General features: G+C 67.6%; 9 protein-coding genes and 2 pseudogenes. 2 read left to right on the forward strand and 9 right to left on the reverse strand.

Translation table 11 applies throughout. The features are described 5' to 3' along the window. Positions 1-191: 191 nt before the first annotated feature. From OIE74_RS38460 to OIE74_RS38470, 3 genes and pseudogenes are all read right to left on the reverse strand, one after another. Complete coding sequence (locus OIE74_RS38460; protein WP_329377024.1) at positions 192-587, reverse strand: hypothetical protein; 396 nt, start codon at positions 585-587, stop codon at positions 192-194. A 10-nt stretch (positions 588-597) separates the two neighbouring features. Further along, positions 598-2229: a hypothetical protein gene (locus tag OIE74_RS38465; protein ID WP_329377023.1), complete on the reverse strand. Its 1632-nt coding sequence runs from the start codon at positions 2227-2229 to the stop codon at positions 598-600. Positions 2230-3042: 813 nt separating this feature from the next. Beyond that, positions 3043-4057 (reverse strand): annotated as a pseudogene (locus OIE74_RS38470) (IS5 family transposase). A 339-nt stretch (positions 4058-4396) separates the two neighbouring features. Here OIE74_RS38470 and OIE74_RS38475 point away from each other — a divergent pair. Then, complete coding sequence (locus OIE74_RS38475) at positions 4397-5614, forward strand: VWA domain-containing protein (RefSeq protein WP_329377022.1); 1218 nt, start codon at positions 4397-4399, stop codon at positions 5612-5614. A gap of 115 nt (positions 5615-5729) precedes the next feature. Here the strand turns inward: OIE74_RS38475 and OIE74_RS38480 are convergent, their stop codons facing one another. The 5 genes and pseudogenes from OIE74_RS38480 to OIE74_RS38500 all read right to left on the reverse strand — a co-directional run bounded on the left by OIE74_RS38480 (position 5730) and on the right by OIE74_RS38500 (position 13581). Continuing rightward, entirely contained in the window at positions 5730-10748 is a 5019-nt protein-coding gene (locus OIE74_RS38480; protein WP_329377020.1) for a hypothetical protein, read from the reverse strand. Positions 10749-11074: 326 nt separating this feature from the next. Then, positions 11075-11806, reverse strand: a complete 732-nt coding sequence (locus OIE74_RS38485) for a hypothetical protein (RefSeq protein ID WP_329377018.1) — start codon at positions 11804-11806, stop codon at positions 11075-11077. A gap of 28 nt (positions 11807-11834) precedes the next feature. Then, positions 11835-12850: pseudogene (locus tag OIE74_RS38490) on the reverse strand (IS5 family transposase). Then, the gene (locus OIE74_RS38495; RefSeq protein ID WP_329377016.1) at positions 12832-13260 is read right to left on the reverse strand and encodes a helix-turn-helix domain-containing protein; all 429 of its coding nucleotides are present in this window, start codon (positions 13258-13260) and stop codon (positions 12832-12834) included. Before OIE74_RS38495 ends, OIE74_RS38490 begins: the two are co-directional and overlap by 19 nt. Positions 13261-13269: 9 nt before the next feature. Next, the gene (locus OIE74_RS38500; RefSeq protein ID WP_329377014.1) at positions 13270-13581 is read right to left on the reverse strand and encodes a hypothetical protein; all 312 of its coding nucleotides are present in this window, start codon (positions 13579-13581) and stop codon (positions 13270-13272) included. A 740-nt stretch (positions 13582-14321) separates the two neighbouring features. On the opposite strand from OIE74_RS38500, the gene OIE74_RS38505 reads away from it, so the two are divergent. After that, complete coding sequence (locus tag OIE74_RS38505) at positions 14322-16748, forward strand: DEAD/DEAH box helicase (protein WP_329392113.1); 2427 nt, start codon at positions 14322-14324, stop codon at positions 16746-16748. A gap of 131 nt (positions 16749-16879) precedes the next feature. Here the strand turns inward: OIE74_RS38505 and OIE74_RS38510 are convergent, their stop codons facing one another. Further along, on the reverse strand, positions 16880-17344 hold the full coding sequence (locus OIE74_RS38510; protein WP_329377011.1) for a hypothetical protein: 465 nt from the start codon (positions 17342-17344) through the stop codon (positions 16880-16882). Positions 17345-17695 lie beyond the last annotated feature (351 nt).

Consider the following 17695-nt stretch of genomic DNA (forward strand, 5'->3'; position numbering starts at 1 on the left):
CCGCCAAGGACAGGGTTCGGGCAACAGCCACGGCGCATCAGTCTCCGCACCGCGTCTTCGAACTGGGAGTGGGGCGTCCAACTGCGCCAGCCCGTAATCGCGCGGCGGGTTCTGCCGGTAGCCGGTCAGCGTGGGGTCGTCCGGGGACGCTCCGCCCTTGACGAGCTGGTGGCGGACCATGCGGGGGCGTTTCACGCGGCGGGCAGGAGGGCCATGACGGTGGACTGCACGAGCTGGGCGGACGCGAGGACGCCGGGAATGCCTCCGCATTTGTCGAGCAGGTTGGTGAGCATCATGCGGAGGAATCCGGCGTCGTTCTCAGGTGCGTCGAGGCGGGGGCTGATCTCGTCGAGGATGCGCAGAGCGAGCTCGGCGTCCTGGTGCTGTCCGCGCAGCTGTTCCAGTGTGGTGCGCAGGTCCTGGATGCTCTCGTGGGCTTTCTCTGTGGCGGGGGAGTGGATGTGGTTGTGCTGGGTGGCGTTGTGGGAGAAGGCCGCGGCCTGGGTGGGGCCCATGGTTCCGGAGTTGATGACTCCGTAGTTGACGCCGGGGGGTGTGGGATCGGGGGAGGGGGTACGGCGGCTCATGAAGGCTCTCCTAGTTCATGGTGGGGTCTTGGGAGAACGGGGCGGCCTGGACGGGGCCGGTCATGGTGCCGCCGTTCATGACACCGAAGTTGTAGATGGCCGAGGCCTGTTGCTGGTAGGCGGCGATGTCGACGTTGTGGTCGCGCAGGAAGATCTCGGTGGAGTCGAAGACGCGGCGCTGCATCATCTGCACGTAGTAGCGGGCATCGTCGTACATGTGCATGTCGTCGATCCAGCGCAGGCTGTAGACCTCGCGCAGGCTGACGGGGCCGCTGCCGGTGTCCAGTTCGGGCACCTGCCGCGGTGTGCGACGGACGATCCGGTTGATTCCTGCGGCGATGTCTCCGAGAGAGTTGAGCAGCGTCCTGCCTATCCAGGCCGGAGTCCTGACATCGGCCGCCGTAAGCCCTGCGACTGCTGGGTTCAGCGGCGCCATGATGTGCGGCAGAACCACGACCCGCAGGAAGCCGCCTTGATATTCGAAGCGCACCAGGACGGACACGATCAACTCGCCGCTCCAGCCGGTGATTCTGGCCCAGATGTAGCGGCGGGCGATGTCGGCGCCCGGAAGCCGGGTCGTGGCGCGGTCCCCCGCCGCCAGAGCGTGCATTGCTTCCCAGGCCGCTGTGTCCAGAGTGTCCCAGCGGTTCGCGGCCACTCCCGCGATGCCCAGAATCTCCGTCCGCGGCACCGGGTGGCTGCGGGAGTGAGCGGGCGCCGGATCCTTCAGTTTCGCCGCGACATGCGCGTGCAGGTCAGCAACCCCGAAATGCTTCAACGGCTTACGGGGATCTCCCTGTCCGCTGTGCTTGCCCAGAGCAGCGAGCACAGCGGCGGCCATGTCCCCGGCTGTCGACGGGACCCCCGGCACCCCGGCAGGAGCCGGCTGGTCGCGATCATCCTGCCCGGGTGGCGCCGGCTCGACATCGATACCGATGACCGCCGCAGGCCATGACTGCAGGCCCGCTCCCACGAAGCGATACCGCGGGCCCGTATTACGCATCTCACGGATGTAAGGCAGCACCGGAACCTGCTCAGCCGACGGACCAGGCAACAGATCCCCGGCCAGCAGCGCATTCATCCGCTGCTGCGCAACCAAACGGTCAACCGCACAGATGAGCCACACACCCATCCCCGCCACGCCTGTCGCCCAGGCCGCCGACAGCAGGCCACTCCAACCTGCCCAGCCGGCAAGGACCAGCAGAAGAACCAGGCAGCTCCGGCGCCACCGTGACTGCCGCACTGCCTCACCACAGGCGTGCACAACCGGCTGCTGGTTGAAACCGAAAACTGGACCAGGCCGCGCAGCCCCCTTGATCCGCCGCCGCACCCACAGAGCGAACTCCTCACCCGTCACCACCGAAGGCGGCCGCCGGTCACTGCCCGCCGGGCCCCCAGAACCAGCCTCCGGCCCTCGCAGGCGAAGCTTGCTTCGCACTGCGGCTTTGACCGCCTTCTTCTTCGCCGACCAGCCGGCGTGCAGGCCCGCCAGCCGATCGGGGCGGGCATAGGCGGCCGAGCACAGCTTTCGGGTGATTCCCTCGGTGTAGGCCGTCTGCTCCGCCGAAGCGGCAGGCGAGACTCCCACAGGGACGGCCGGTACTGAAAAGACTGATCGATGATCGACGGATTCCACTTTCATGCCCCCGGTATCTCGCTCTGTCCGACCCTGAACAGAACGTGAGAGAGCGATCCTGCCCGCACGTGACGACAGCGGCCAGGGCGCAAACCATAGGATCTTGTTCCTTTCGGGAATAATGGCCGGAACCCTCCCCTGGCGCGTTCAGTCACTGATGTCCCACGCAGGAGCGAGCGGTCCGGACGGCTCCCAGTTCCACGGTGAAGACGCGGCGGTGCATGCCTTGCCGACACGCGAGAAGAGCTCAGCGAAGAAGATGGCGAAGAAGTCTCCCGCCACGAGGCCGCAGCGGAGGAGCTTGAGGTTATGAGCGGACCAGGACGATCGTTTCGGACGGTGTGGCTCTGCCGTCTGATCGTTCGAGTAGGACGTTCAGCCCTGCGCCCACAGTCCGGTATAAGGCGGCGAGGGCGGGTTGGTTCAGGGGGTGCTGTGCCGATGCTGCCAACGTCAGAGCAGCGACTTGGAGATGTGCTGCCTCCACGGCGCCGACAAGCCTGCAGATGTCCGGCAGAGAGGCAGATAGAGTCTGGGCGCTCTTCGCGAGGGAGAGGAATGAGAGGGGCGAAGAAACCCGGATGACGGTGCGGGAGTGGTCCCCAGACGCGGCTTGGTCAGAGTTGCGTCGCGATCCCGTGAGAGCGCGCGCCCAACCATGGATGTAGACAGCGTTGCGAAGGTACTTGTCCTGATCGGTGAGAGTCGCGTCGACCGCGCGTGCAAAGGTGTCATTCGTGAGATTGCCAAGTGCGGCGCGCGCCAGTGAAGGTCTGCTGCAGGGCGAGTGCGCTGTCTAGGAGCTGTTTGGGGTTCGGATCATGTAGTTGAGGTGAGCTGCTTCAGCCACATGAGCGATCCCCGGAGGTGAAGTCCTGCCTCGTAGCTCTCGGGGGACTTGTCATAGCGGGTGGCGAGCCCACGCCAGGTCTTGATCTTCTGGAAGCAGCGCTCCACAGTGTTGCGCTGCTTGTAGCGGTGCGCGTCGAAGACGACGGGCCGGCCGCCGGCCGAGCCCTTCTTCCGGCGGTTGGCAGCTTGGTCGTTCTTTTCCGGGATGACTGCGGTGATCCCGCGTCTGCGCAGGTAGGCGCGGTTGGCCTTGGACGAGTAGGCCTTGTCGGCGGCCACCGCCCCGGGCCGGGTGCGCGGGCGGCCCCTGGGGCCTGCGACGCGGATCCGGCCGAGCACCACCTGGAACTGCGGGCAGTCCGCCGCCTGGCCCGGGGTCAGCACGAGCACCAGTGGCAGTCCCGCCGCGTCGACCGCGGCGTGGACCTTGCTGCTCAGCCCGCCTCTGGACCTGCCGAGCCCGGCCGCCTCCGCCCGTGCCCGGCGACGGCGCCGTGCCGCGGACCGCTCCCGGCCCTCCTGCGAGTCGCCCGCGCCGGATACCGGCGGTGGCGCATCACCCGCAGGACCGGTCCCTGTTCCGGCAGCGGAACCCCTTTTCCTCGGTCAGTGCCTGTTCGAGTGCGTCCAGGGTCTCCCCGGCGATCGCCAGACCTGCCGATTCGTGATGGGCCCGCACGACCGTGGAATCCACACTGACCAGTTCCAGCCCGACCTGCCCGCGTGCAGCAGCCTCGGCGATCAGACCGTCCATCAGCGCTTGGAACACCCCGGCCTTCGACCAGGCTCTGAACCGTGAATACACCGTGGACCAGGGCCCGTAGCGTTCCGGGACATCACGCCAGCCGCTGCCGGTGCGAAACCTCCACAGCACGCCGTTGAACTGGTCCCGCACCCGTCGAGGCAGCGGACCCGTCGCCGCCACCGGCAGACGTCCCTCGATCAACTCCCACTCGGGATCCGTCACATCAAAACGCGCCACGCAGGAGTTCTACCAGCCCAGGCCAGCACACCATTGAACCTCGCAAGATCCGAACTTCGAACAGCTCCTAGGGGGAGGCCCGCTGCTTGCCTTCGAGCCTGGTCCTGAACGTTGCCAGGGGCGAGAGCGAGAGCCTTTGCAAGTTCGCGCGTCTCCTCCAGCACCCTGACGACTTCGTCCTCCGGGAGGGGGCTGGTGTGTAGCAGGCGCATCAAGATCTGGCCCTGGCTTGGTCGGTCGCACCTGTTCAGATGTCGAGTACCTGCGGGTTCGGCTGCGGCGGAATGGGGCGTAGGGGAAGAATCGTCAAATGTACTTCGTCGACCAAATGGAGCGTCTGTGACTACGTTGCTCAAGGGCCAGAACGCTTCGCTGGCAGCAGGACCGGTCACTTTCACCGTTGTTTCTACAGGGGTTGCTGCTGATGTCTCAGCTCTGCTTCTGGGCGCAGGGGGCAAGGTCCGCAGTGACGATGACCTGGTCTTTTTCAACCATCCCGCGCACGACGGGGTGACCCTGACGGGGCGCAGCATCACTGCGGATCTGGACCGGCTTCCGACCAGCGTGGCCACGGTCGTGGTGGTTGCCAGTGCCGACCCGCAGCAGCCCGCGTCGGTGTTCACCACCGCGCCGCGTCTGACCATCACGCAGTCCGGCTTGCCCGGCAGGGACTTCAGCGCGCCGGACTTCACTGCCGGGGAGACTGTAGTGGTCCTTGCCGAGCTTTATCGACGAGGCGACGCCTGGAAAGTCCGCGCGGTGGGCCAGGGCTACGCGTCCGGGCTCGCAGGGCTGGCCACCGACTACGGCGTCGACATTGACGACCCCGGTACCGCGCCGAGCGCGGTATCGGTTCCTGCCCAGACCCGGCCCGCCGCTGCGGATGCCGCAGTGGATTTGTCCAAGGTGCAGAGCCAGGCTCCGGCCCTCATGGAGCCGGCCCGGCAGGCCGGGAAGGCCTTGGTCCACAGGGGCCTGACGGGAAAGCGGGCGGCGGTCTATCTGATCCTTGATCACGACTGGCACATGGAGGAGATGTACGAGTCGTTCGCCGTTCAGGCATTCGCGGAGCGGGTGCTCGCGCTGTCGGCCAACCTGGACGACGACGGCACAGTCCCAGTGATCTTCTCCAGCGGTGAGGAGCCGTTCCTTGAAGAGATCCGGCTGGACAACTACCGCGGCCGCATCGGGCAGCTCCACACGCAAGTCGACTGGGGATGGGGGAACGTGGCCGATGCCATGCGCCGGACAGTCAGCCACTACCAGGAGTCCGGAGCCTCCGACCCCGCCTTCGTGGTCGTTCAGGTCGGTGACGAACCATGGGACAAGGCTCAGGTGCGGTCCCTTCTGCAGAACACCGCCACCCTTGGGGTCTTCTGGCTGTTCGTCGGGTTTGGTCGTGGCAAACTCGCCTTCTACAAGAACCTGAACGCCTCCGCCTCGGCTGCGTTCACCAACGTCGCCTTCTACGATGCGAGCCGAAACCCGGGATCCGTTCCCGGCGAAGAGTTCTACGCCGGTCTGGTCGACGCGTTCGGCCGCTGGATGAACCCTTAGGTCAGGTCTGCGGCGGCCTCCTGCTTGGGATCCGCCACAGCATCGGAACATGACGCTTCGCCCAAGGAGGGCTTGCCGCAGACGGAAGTGACATCCCGCTTAAGTGCTGGTCCCGCTATCTGAAGCTCCTCCTGAGCACGGTGACAACTGTTCCCGCTGCCCGTCGCCCTTCTGCCGTGTGGCCTGCCGTCTGGCTGAACTCTCTCCAGATACGCGGGTGTTCGGGTGTGATGGTCTGCCGTTCGCCGAGCACCCCTTGGACCAGGCAGCGCCCGCTTCGTTGGAGCCGCTGCTCCAGCCACTGCCGGGAGACAAGGAGACTGTGGGCCGCACCGGTTGGGCGCTCCCAGGACAGGTACTGCACCTGGAGCCGCCCGTCGGTGTCGTACCAGCGGGGGCGGTCGGGGTCCCGTTGGAGTCCGCTGTCTCTCAGGAGCGGGTCATTGAGCAGCGTCACGGATACGGGTGCGTCGAGGGAGCAGTCGGAGCTCTGTGCACCCCAGTTGTAGGTCTGGGCGGTCGGGACAGCTGTGACGGGTTGTCCGGCGGCGTCCGTGGCGCGGTCGATCCGGGCCTGCGGCTGTGCGTCGAGGGTGCGCTCCAGCCAGCTGTCCCCATCGTCGACGGGGCCGTCCGCCCATTGCTCCGCGAGGTCGAGGAGTGACTCGGACTGCGTCTTCTCTCTCTTGTTCCTCCAGATGGTGAAGGCATCGATAGGCCCGGAGGCAACGGCCGGTGCGGGTGCCGGCTCCGGCGTGGCCGGGTCGGTGTCATCGTCTGGACCATCCACGCTGTCCGGGCCGTCGTGGCTCGGTCCCTGGTCCGGGTACAGGAATGTACGCACGTGCCAGGTGTCGGGTTCCGGGTCGGTCCAGGGGCCGGGCACAGTGGGGAAGTCGGCGAAGAGGAGGCTGCGGCGTTCGGGGTCCTCGGGCATCAGCCGGTTCATCAGAGACCGGCCTTTAAGCCATGTGAGCAGGCTGGCGGACTGGCCGTCGGCAACGATCCAGCTGTGGATGCGGTGCCACTGCTCTGCCTGTCCGCGGGTGATGTTCCAGCCGCGACCGTCGTGATCATCCATGGCCTGTTCGTGGAGGACGATCCACTCCCTGCCCTGATCGTCGGCCCGGATGCCCAGTTCTCCGAGGTCGGGCAGGTTGTTCGGACGGATGATCCACTCGTCGATACCGTCGTTGTCAGGCAGTACCGGGACGGGCGGAGCGAGAGGGTGTGAAGGATCGGAGGGCGGAAAGGTTGCGTTGTCCGCTTCTCTGGGGTCGCTTGCGTCGTCGTCGGCGTCGAACGGGTGCCGGGCCGGCGGAAGAGAGGGATCGATGTCGAGCAGGGACAGCCGTGCCGCGCCGGGGTACTCGGTGTCGTCGTCTTCGAAGGCCCGGTGGGGGTGACGGTGGTTCGCCAGTCTCTCCACCAGCTCGTGGAGGGCCATCCACTGGTACTTCTTGCCGATCCGTTCGCCTTTGTGGGACTGCCTTGAGCTGGGCATGCGTCCACGGAAGGTGTCGAACTCGGCGAAGAGCTCCGGTGACCATCCAAGATCGGCGACGCGGGCGAGAACCCACCGCGCGGCCCACTCTGCGTCCACCCGGGTATCGGCGAGGCGTTCGTCGTCGGCGGGTGGCGCCCTGCAGTCGTGCAGCAGCGCGTACTGATCGCGGTCGAGGACCTGCCGCCCCTTCCACCCGGTGAGGAGCTGCGTGACAGCGGCCGGTGAACTCAGGGCAGACCGGACCGACTCGGGGAGGCTCTCTGCGAAGGCGGGGATGCGGGCGGTGTCCACCACGACAGGATCGTCGCGGCGCTGCCACGATGGCCGCTGGGGATAGCCGGACGCCAGAGGCAGCATGCTGAAATGGTTGACGGCCGACCGCACTTCGTAGTCCGCGAAGTCTCCCAGTGTTGACAGGGAGGAGCGAATCGAGCCCCACTGGGGCTGGTCCCGCTCGCGCCGCGGGAAGAGGTTGTCGAGATCGTCTTCCGCCGGGGCCTGCCCGATGTCCGGGCAGGGATGCGGGTGCCTGACCACCCCTGCTTCGTCGTCGGTGACGGCACCCGCGCCGTGCGCCATGGTCACGATGCGGGTAGCCGCATCGCACAGCAACGCGTTCCTCGAGGCATGCGCTGGCGAACCGGTGTCTCCGTAGACATATTCAATGATCCGCTGCGCGACCTGCTTCAGGAGGCCTCGCCGCCCCTCGCCCTCGCCACGGCGGGCCACGACCCCGTACGCGACCCACACCAGGCGCTCGAAGAGGTAGGAATCGTCCACCTTCCCGGCGTCCTCGTGCAGGAATCTGTCCAGGAGGGACACCAGCACGTCCCCGTGCCCCAGGAGCAGTTGCACGAGGGCTTTGGTTGCACGGTCCCGGAGGAACCGGTTGGAGGACGTGAGGGTCCAGATCAGTGTCGTGGCCGCCAGCCGGACGACTTCCTCGTTGCTGGGTGCGGGAGCAGTCACGGGCCGGCGTGTCCGGTCCCCGAGCCGGGGCTGGGCCGGACGGGACGAGGGGTGGAGATCCTGCGGGGTGGGGTACTGCTCGGCCCAGCGCAGCAGCCGGTGCAGCGCGGTGACGTCCCACAGCATCGTGTAGGTCTCAACACCCCACCAGGCGTCGCGTTCGGGCCGTGTTCTTCTCGCCAGTACCTGGTGGAGACGGTCGGCGTTCAGCAGATGCCCTGGCTCCGCGGCGACCGCCAGGACAGCCTCCAGCACGTCGGAGGTACGCCCGTGACGGGCCGCTGACTCGTTGAGGAGTGCGATGGTGCGTTCGGTGACGCTTCGTGTGCTGCGGAGGGGAAGCGTTTCCAGGAAACTACGGGCCAGGAGGTAGCGCTGCGTGTCCGCCCGGTCGTCGGGCTCGGTGGTCTCCGTCGCGGGCCGAGGAGGGGAGGCAAGGAGGTCGATGAGTTCCGTGCCGGTCTGCTCGGGCAGGAGAATCGACGCGGCTTCTTGATAGTTGGGTGCGGCCTGACACAGCCAGTTTCGCAAGGAGGAGTCGGCGGCCAGGTTTTGGCCCTGACGGAGCGACTTGATCTCGTCCTGGTGGGCAGCGAGGACCGACCGCACGACGCGGTCGTCGCCGAACGCCTGATAGGGGAAACCGATACCGACTTCTTCCTCCGCCCTGTAGGTCCGCTCGTGGGACACGATGCCCTGAGCGAGGAGTTCCCCGAGCATGGTGTCCGGCCACGTCGTGGCTGCAGGCGCGCAGGCGTCCGCAAGATCGCGGGCCTCACCGCGGGGAAGCACGGAAAGCCGTTCGGCGGCCATGCGTGTGGCAAGGGCGTCCACCGCACGGTGCACGGGCCGCTCGATGGGGTCCAGCCCGAGCCGGGAACAGATGGTCTCCGCCCGGTGATCGACATAGGCGTCGAACACCGCGCTGCGGTCCCGCGGACGGCCACCCGATCCCCTGTCCCGGCTCTTGTTCAGGCTGTCCGCGTACAGCTTCACGAAGAGCGGGCTGGTGAAGACCGAGGCGAGCAGGGGGGTGTTGGGAAGAGCAGCCTGATTGCCCCGAAGGTAACTCTCGAGGCCTTCCATCTCCCGGCCTGCGAAGCCAGAGTGCACCGAAGTAGGCCCGTCGAAACGGTCAGGTACCACCAGAGATCTGAAGGTCGAGCGGCAGGACACCACCAGAGCGATGTGCCGGTATCCGGCCAGATGCCCCTGGAGAGCGAGCAGTTCGCTCTTCCAGCGCCCCGCGTCGGCGGAGTCATTGAGGGCATCGATGATCAGCAGGAAGCGGCTGCCGCTGGCCGCGCCCGCGGCGTCCATCGCCTGGAGGAAATCCCGCTCGGGGAGGGGGCCCAGTCCGCGTCTCCGCGCGATCTCGCTCAAAGGGCTGTGGCCGCTCAGCTCTTGCCCGAACACGACCAGCGCCGGCCGGTCTTTGTCCACGGCCCTTTGTGCGGCATCGACCAGCAGATGTGTCTTGCCCTGCCCGGCTTCCCCCAGGAGCAGCCACGCTCCCTTTTCCGCTGCCCGGGCAGCGCTGCTCTGCATCAGGTTCAGCACCCGCTCGCAGGCGTTGCGGGCACGTGCGAGAGCTCCCTCGCGTAAAGATTCCAGACTCTCGGATGCAGTCTGTGCGTGGCCCATGCCCGGCTGCGAGAGAGGCGGCGCCGAAGCATCACCACTTTCGGTCGGTTCTCCGGCGAACTGGTCGGCCAGGCCCCTGAATTCGCCCAGCCGGTCAAGCATGTCCTCAGCCACAGCGGCTGTCTGCTCGGCGGGGAAACCGGAGCTCGCGGATGCCGCAGTCAGGTCTTGGACCAAGCTGTCCGCGCCCTCCCGCAGCGGACGTGTCCACAACTGCACCCACCGCGACAGCGCTTCGTGCGCCGGGCTGCTGTCCGGCGCAGGGTAGCGGTCATGCCACCACGTCATCTCGGAGAGGGCTGTCTCAAAAGTGGACTGCAGGTCCCGGGCCCGCTGAACACTCTGCCGGAGGAATTCCTGCGGCAGGGCGCACGCGTCCGCCACCTGGGCCAGCGGCAACGTCACATGATGTTCCGGGGTGTACCGCGAATCAGCCAGACGCTCAGCGAGCGTGACCTGTTCCCGTAACCACTCCGTGCCCAGCGCACGCTTTTCGAAGAAGAACCATTGGCGTCCCTCATTACCGGGCCGGGTCAGGCGTTCCAGCAATTCGCCACCACCGACATAGCGGATGTCGACACCGGCGAGACCAGGCAGTTCATTGTTCCACTTGACGACGTTGTTGTTCCACCGCTTTCGTGCGCCGGTACGCGGCGTGCCGCTCGGGGTGAAAGGAGTGGGATCGGAGAGGTCGAAGGGCGTGAGGAACTCAAGCCGGACGATCTTCCGGTGGGCGATGTTCTCGCCGACTGTCTTGGCGCTCTTCTTCGCCTGGGGGATCAGGTCTTCGATGCGGTGGACGAACTTGACCTGGTACCCGTGCGCGGCACTGCCGTCGGGGGCCTGGTCGTACCATTCGACACCGCCGTCCGGGGCGGCTGTCTTGATCGTCTCCCAGCCCGGAGGCGCTGGCGTGCGGAGCTGGAAGCACAGTTCTTCAAAGGCGCGATGCTGGCTTCCGTCCCATTCCCGGATGCTCTGCCAGTTGTGTGCCCTGCTGTCGTTTTCCGTCACTGCCGTCCTCTGACCGTTCTGCTGGCCCACACCGCCCGCATCAGGTTCCAGCGTAGAGGGCCGGACTGACACACGAGGTTGTTCCACTGCTGGGGTACCAGACAGGTGCGGGCACCGCCACTGCGGCCCGGGACCATAGAGCGTCCGTCGTGCGGGAGGCCATGGAGCGCTCACGGCGCCGTCATCAGCGGCCGGGTGGGTATATACGACACTGGCCGAACCCAGGCCCTGACGTGCATCGTCAGGGTCTGGTGTGAGAAGCGTTGGCTTCTGCTGTCGAGATTGAGCAGGCCACTTGGGGCGAGAGTCAGTACCTTTTCTGGGGGTCAGGCGGCGTGTCCGGCATCCCGAGCCGGAGGCGGGGGCGGAGTGGGACGGTGGTGGCTCTTGGCCTCGTAGATCGTTGTGCTGCCGTCGGCGTTGCGCGTGATGAGGTCGGTCTTGTCGTCCCGGAAGGTGTCAGGCAGGGGCGAGTACTTGATTGCGTAGAGCTCTCCTGCGGAACGGCCGCCTGCGAGGGGCATGATGCTGATTTCGGAGGGGCCGGAGGAGGGGTTTTCGACACGGAGCGCTCGATCGAAGGTGGACCCGTTACGCCGGGCTTCTCTCGAGGCCAGGAAGGCGGTAGCGACGGCGACGGCGGTCGTGATCTCGTCCCGCGGCAGCTTCTGGAGGAACCGGGGATAGGGGTGGGGAAGGTTGAACGTGTCGATGTCGAGCGGCAGTTCGTCACGGACGAGGTGGTCGGGGACGGGCCGGGCCGACGCTAGTTCGTCGAGGCCGAGGCGGACGAGACGGGCGAGGTGGTCGGGGGGACGCCGGGCGGACGGGGGCTCGGGGCGGGTGCGGTGGGTGGTGATGCGGTGGTAGGCATCGATGTACGGGCGCTGTGCGTCGGGGCCGATGCCGCACAGGGTCAGGAACGTCACCAACTGCTCGGCGGTGGGCGGCAGTTTCTTGCGCTCCACGATCCGCCACGCCGTGGTGCGCGGCAGCGGCCGCCGACCGGGGGCGAGGCGGCTGTCGCTCGGCGAGGGCGCGCCGGCCCGTTCGTACACGACTGCTAGGGGCTGTTTGGGGTTCGGATCATGTAGTTGAGGTGAGCTGCTTCAGCCACATGAGCGATCCCCGGAGGTGAAGTCCTGCCTCGTAGCTCTCGGGGGACTTGTCATAGCGGGTGGCGAGCCCACGCCAGGTCTTGATCTTCTGGAAGCAGCGCTCCACAGTGTTGCGCTGCTTGTAGCGGTGCGCGTCGAAGACGACGGGCCGGCCGCCGGCCGAGCCCTTCTTCCGGCGGTTGGCAGCTTGGTCGTTCTTTTCCGGGATGACTGCGGTGATCCCGCGTCTGCGCAGGTAGGCGCGGTTGGCCTTGGACGAGTAGGCCTTGTCGGCGGCCACCGCCCCGGGCCGGGTGCGCGGGCGGCCCCTGGGGCCTGCGACGCGGATCCGGCCGAGCACCACCTGGAACTGCGGGCAGTCCGCCGCCTGGCCCGGGGTCAGCACGAGCACCAGTGGCAGTCCCGCCGCGTCGACCGCGGCGTGGACCTTGCTGCTCAGCCCGCCTCTGGACCTGCCGAGCCCGGCCGCCTCCGCCCGTGCCCGGCGACGGCGCCGTGCCGCGGACCGCTCCCGGCCCTCCTGCGAGTCGCCCGCGCCGGATACCGGCGGTGGCGCATCACCCGCAGGACCGGTCCCTGTTCCGGCAGCGGAACCCCCTTTTCCTCGGTCAGTGCCTGTTCGAGTGCGTCCAGGGTCTCCCCGGCGATCGCCAGACCTGCCGATTCGTGATGGGCCCGCACGACCGTGGAATCCACACTGACCAGTTCCAGCCCGACCTGCCCGCGTGCAGCAGCCTCGGCGATCAGACCGTCCATCAGCGCTTGGAACACCCCGGCCTTCGACCAGGCTCTGAACCGTGAATACACCGTGGACCAGGGCCCGTAGCGTTCCGGGACATCACGCCAGCCGCTGCCGGTGCGAAACCTCCACAGCACGCCGTTGAACTGGTCCCGCACCCGTCGAGGCAGCGGACCCGTCGCCGCCACCGGCAGACGTCCCTCGATCAACTCCCACTCGGGATCCGTCACATCAAAACGCGCCACGCAGGAGTTCTACCAGCCCAGGCCAGCACACCATTGAACCTCGCAAGATCCGAACTTCGAACAGCTCCTAGGGCAGCGCCGAGGTCGCCCTCGTTGTGGATGAGGGCGGGGGCCGGCGCCTTGAGGTGGCGGAGGCGGCCGCGCTGTGCGGTGCGGCCACGGTTGCGCAGGAGACGTGCCCGGGCCTGGTCGGCCGGGGTACCTGCGCAGGCACGCACGTAGGCGTCGAGGACGGCCGGGGAGGGCGCCGCGGTGCCGGACTCGGCGCGCTGGACGGCGCCGCGGGAGACGTTGGCAGCCTCGGCGAGGGCACGCTGAGGCAACCGCGCGGCCCGGCGCAGGGCGATCAGGTGCTCGGCGAGGTCGGCGAAGGAACGGTCCGGGGTGCCGACGGCGGATGAACGGGTCATGGCGGGCGCCTACTTGCCTGCGGCCGTGGAAGACCGCACGGCGGTCTCGACGATGACGGTCACCAGCCGCCGGCCGCCCCGGGCCGCGGCCAGGGTGGCGGCGCCGATCGCTCCGCAGCCGCCCAGCAGCGCGAAGACGGTCTCCAACGGGGTGCCGACGAGGAACAGGGTGCTGCCCAGTCCCAGGACGGCGATCAGCAGGATCAGCGCGTGCGTGGACCCGAACCGCCCTGAGTCACCGTCCGGTTCGGCGGCGCCGGGGACACAGGGGCAGGCCGTTGCCGGTTCGGCCGGGCCGGGGAGGGAGGAGAGATCGCTCATGGTGCGCAGGACTCCGTCCTGACGGGGGCCGCCGGCGAGGCGCCGGGGCCCAGGGCTACTGGTCGCAAAGTCGCGCAGCCCTTACGGCAGTTGGACCTGCCACACACGGCGGGCTGCGCTCGACATACCCTTCCACGCCCCGCAGTCCTCCGCCCCGTCCCCGTGCGGCTTTTGTCTGTTATGTGAAATTCTGGCCCCGTTGGTGTTCCCCGCCCCGCCACCGGATCCGTCACCCGGCCACCCCCCGAACTCCAGCATGCCACCGATGTCTTCCGCGTCTTCCGCGCCCGCGGTGGCCCACCGTTTGTTCCTGCCGACTTGCGGCCTGGACCCCTTCAGGAAGACGGTGGTCCCAGCACGACACCGACGGCGAGCCGCCGGTGTCCTCCTGACGGCTACTGGTCGCAAACCCGCACCGCTTCAGGATGCCCGGCAGGCGCGTTGGACCGCGTCCGCCGACACGTCAAGCCGACACCACACCCGGTGTCGGCTTGACCTGCTTCCGGGCCCCTTGCCTGCCTGCCCGGTCGGCGCCGGGCCCGGGCTGGCGCCGACCCACCTCCACCAACGGATCACGGCCTCGACGGCTCGACAGAGGGTGATCAGTCTGGCCGGTTTGCCGAACCCGCCCGAACAAGACGCCAGGCAGCGCAAGCGGACTGCAGACCCGCCCTGGGACCAGACGCAGCCCACGCCACAGCCCCACATATCCCACCTGCCTCTGCGTCATGATGAGCGGCATGGTTACGCCGGTCGACGCCCCCTCTGTCCGCCCGTTCCGGAAGCCTGAGCTGCGCCCGGGCCAGGAGCGTGGACTGAAAGCGGCAGTGCGGCATTTGCGGCGCCCGTATACCCGGGCCCTGTTCGTTTCCGCGACGGGTACGGGCAAGACGCTGGTTTCGATCCGCGTCGCGGACGCGCTGCAGGCACGCCTAGTACTGGTCGTCGTGCCCACCCTGGATCTGGCCGCGCAGACCGCGCTCGCCTGGCGGCGTGACGGGCACACCGGGCACATGGTGATCGTGTCCTCGATGGACGCCTCCGCGCACGGCGCGCTTGCCGCACGCCGGGTCGGCTCCACCAGCGACTCCCGCTCGCTTGCCGCCCTGATGTCGGTGGTGGGGGAGGGGGAGGACCAACTGCCCGCGTTGACGGTGATCTGTACGTACGACTCCCTCGACAAGATCGAGGGCACCCAGCACACCCGCTACCGTGTGCCGCCGTTCGACCTCGCGGTCATGGACGAGGCGCACCGGATCGCCGGCCGGGCGGACAAGAAATGGGCCGCAGTCAACGACACCGCCCGGATCCGTGCGGACCGCCGCCTCTACATGACGGCCACCCCCCGGAGTTTCGCCGCACCGGACCTTGTCGAGTCCGCAGACACCGGCCGCCCCCGGCCCCGCCGACGCACGCTTGAGCCCGGCATGGACGTGTCGCTCAACTCCATGGACAACGAGGCCGTCTACGGAAAGAAGATCTTCGAGTACCCCCTCGCCCAGGCGATCGAGGACGGCGTCGCGGCGGACTACCGCATCGTGGTGCCCACCATCACCGACACCGAGCTGCGCACCCGCCTCAACACCACCGCCCCCGGTACGAGCACCGACATCGCCGATACCCACGACGCGCTGCGGACGACCGCCCTGCACCTGGCCGTCCTGAAGGCCATGTCCGACCACGAACTGCGCCGCGTGCTCGTCTTCTTCCACCTCGTCGAAGACGCGAGACGGTTCACCCGCGAGCTCGGCCACACCCTGCGCCGGCTGCGCCGGGCAGACCCCCGGGCGTTCCCCGGCCTGCAGCCGACAGTGTTCTTCGTCCACGGCGACCACACCCCCGACCAACGCGCCCAGATCTTCACCGACTTCGCCGCCTCACCCCGCGCGATCCTGACGAACGCGAAGGTGATCGCCGAAGGCGTCGACATCCCGTCCGTCGACGCGGTCGTCTTCGCCGACCCCACCAGCAGCGTCATCCGCTGCGTCCAGGGCCTGGGCCGGGCACTACGCCTGGACGTGTCCGGCAAGACCGCAAGCCTCATCGTCCCCGTCTACATCCCCCCAGGCGCGGACTCCGAAGACATCCTGGGCACCGCGTACGAGCCGGTATGGGCGATCACCACCGCCCTGGCCAGCCACGACCACCGCATCCTCGAACGCCTCCCGAACAAAGCCAACCGCCTGCCTGCGGAAACCAGCCGGCTCATCGGGCACCGGTGGCACTTCGACTTCACCGTCCACCCCGAACGTATCGCCCGCGCCATGGACCTCATCTCCTTCAACCCCCGCGGCCCCCTCTCACGCTCCCGCCGCGAAGGCCTGACCGCAGCCCAGGCATTCCACGACCACTACGGCCATCTCGACGTCCCCACCGACCACGTGGACACCGTCGGCTACGAACTCGGCCGCTTCATCACCACCATGCGCGACGCCCACCACACCGGCCGCCTCGACCCCGACCTCACCGCCGAACTCGACACCCTGGGCATGATCTGGGACAAACACCAGGCCGCCTGGCGCGCCCGCCTCACCGCGGCCGCCGACTACCACCAAACCCACGGCCACCTCGCCGCCCCCGCCACCACCCCCACCGGCGCATGGCTCGCCGAACAACGCCACCTCGCCACCAAGAACGCCCTAGACCCCGCCCGCGCCGACGACCTGACCGCCCTCGATGCCCACTGGCGCCTGCCCTACGGCCCGGACTGGCACCGCAAATACCACCTGCTGCGCACCCACCTCACCAACGGCACAGACCCCGCCACGCTCACCCACGACACCCTCCTGGCCGGAGTAAAGATCGGCTCCTGGCTGCACCGCCAGCTCACCACCTGGCACACCCTCCACCCCGGCCAGCAACACCTGCTGGCCTCCCTCGGCCTCACCCCGGCCGGCAACCCCCTCACCTCTACTGGCCGCCCCCGCCGCACCTTCGAACAGACCGTGCAACTCCTCGAACTCTTCCTCCACCGCGAAGGCCGCGCCCCCGCCGCCCGCGAGACGATCCGCGTCGACGACGACACGGTCAGGATCGGCGCCTGGCTCGCCAAAACCCGCACCAAGCATCGCGCGGGCCAACTCCCGGACAACCACACTCTCCTGGTCGCCACGCTCTTCGATGGCGACTGGACAACTGAGGACGCCGTACCGGCTGTCCCGGTGTAGCTGAGAGCTCCCGGGGCACTATTCGCGTCTTACATAGAGATCGATGGCAACACGCCCAGATCCGAATTCACCAAAACTTTTTCATAAGGAAGCACAGATAGCCACGCCCCCAAGAACACCACGCCCCGTTGCTAGAAGGGGGGCGAGTCCGCCTGTCGCACCGGCGTACCCCCCTCCGCCAAGGCCCCCAACCTCACCAATCGAGCGCGAATGGCGCTAGGTTGACGATCAAAACGCTGAGCGAGCCCCTCGACCTCCTCGCCCGCAGCGTGAAGCTGCAGCAGCAACTGCTCATCTTCCGGCGTCCATCGTTGATATGCCTTCCCGTGCCGCCTCCGGACCTCATCAACAGAGTAGGTTTTAGAGGAAGAAGCTACGGTTTCCCGAGGAAACTCGATCGCCACCACCGAACCCAGAAGAGAGCTGTACACCTCGGTCCCGTCAAGCCACAACCGCAGTTCCCCATCCGCGAAAGTCAGCACATCAGCCTGAACCTCCAGTACCCGACGCATGACATCCGGATCGTTCGGGTCCACCGCAAAGTCCGCCAACCGTAAGCGGATCGTTCTCACAGATGAAGTCATGAAGAGAAGCATGCCGTAACGCCTTCAGCCGAACGAGGCTTCTAGCCAGCCGTTTTTGGTTCTTGGAGCGAAGCGGAGAGAACTGGCTCGGCTTGCCGAGCCCCGAGCCGCAACGCGGCTCGGTTGCACTGCCGGCAGTCCGCAACGCGGAACTGTTCACTCAAGTTCTTGGAGCGAAGCGGAGAGAACTGGCTCGGCTTGCCGAGCCCCGAGCCGCAACGCGGCTCGGTTGCACTGCCGGCAGTCCGCAACGCGGAACTGTTCACTCAAGTTCTTGGAGCGAAGCGGAGAGAACTGGCTCGGCTTGCCGAGCCCCGAGCCACAACGCGGCTCGGTTGCACTTCAACACGCGCAGCGTGTTGG

Source organism: Streptomyces sp. NBC_01716 (genome assembly GCF_036248275.1).
In the GTDB taxonomy this organism is placed as follows: domain Bacteria; phylum Actinomycetota; class Actinomycetes; order Streptomycetales; family Streptomycetaceae; genus Streptomyces.

What these genes read in the sequence shown, in the direction of transcription:
- OIE74_RS38460 (WP_329377024.1), bottom strand. Translation starts at nt 587, where the DNA reads ATGAGCCGCCGTACCCCCTCCCCCGATCCCACACCCCCCGGCGTCAAC.
- OIE74_RS38465 (WP_329377023.1), bottom strand. Translation starts at nt 2,229, where the DNA reads ATGAAAGTGGAATCCGTCGATCATCGATCAGTCTTTTCAGTACCGGCC.
- OIE74_RS38495 (WP_329377016.1), bottom strand. Translation starts at nt 13,260, where the DNA reads ATGACCCGTTCATCCGCCGTCGGCACCCCGGACCGTTCCTTCGCCGAC.
- OIE74_RS38500 (WP_329377014.1), bottom strand. Translation starts at nt 13,581, where the DNA reads ATGAGCGATCTCTCCTCCCTCCCCGGCCCGGCCGAACCGGCAACGGCC.
- OIE74_RS38505 (WP_329392113.1), top strand. Translation starts at nt 14,322, where the DNA reads ATGGTTACGCCGGTCGACGCCCCCTCTGTCCGCCCGTTCCGGAAGCCT.
- OIE74_RS38510 (WP_329377011.1), bottom strand. Translation starts at nt 17,344, where the DNA reads ATGCTTCTCTTCATGACTTCATCTGTGAGAACGATCCGCTTACGGTTG.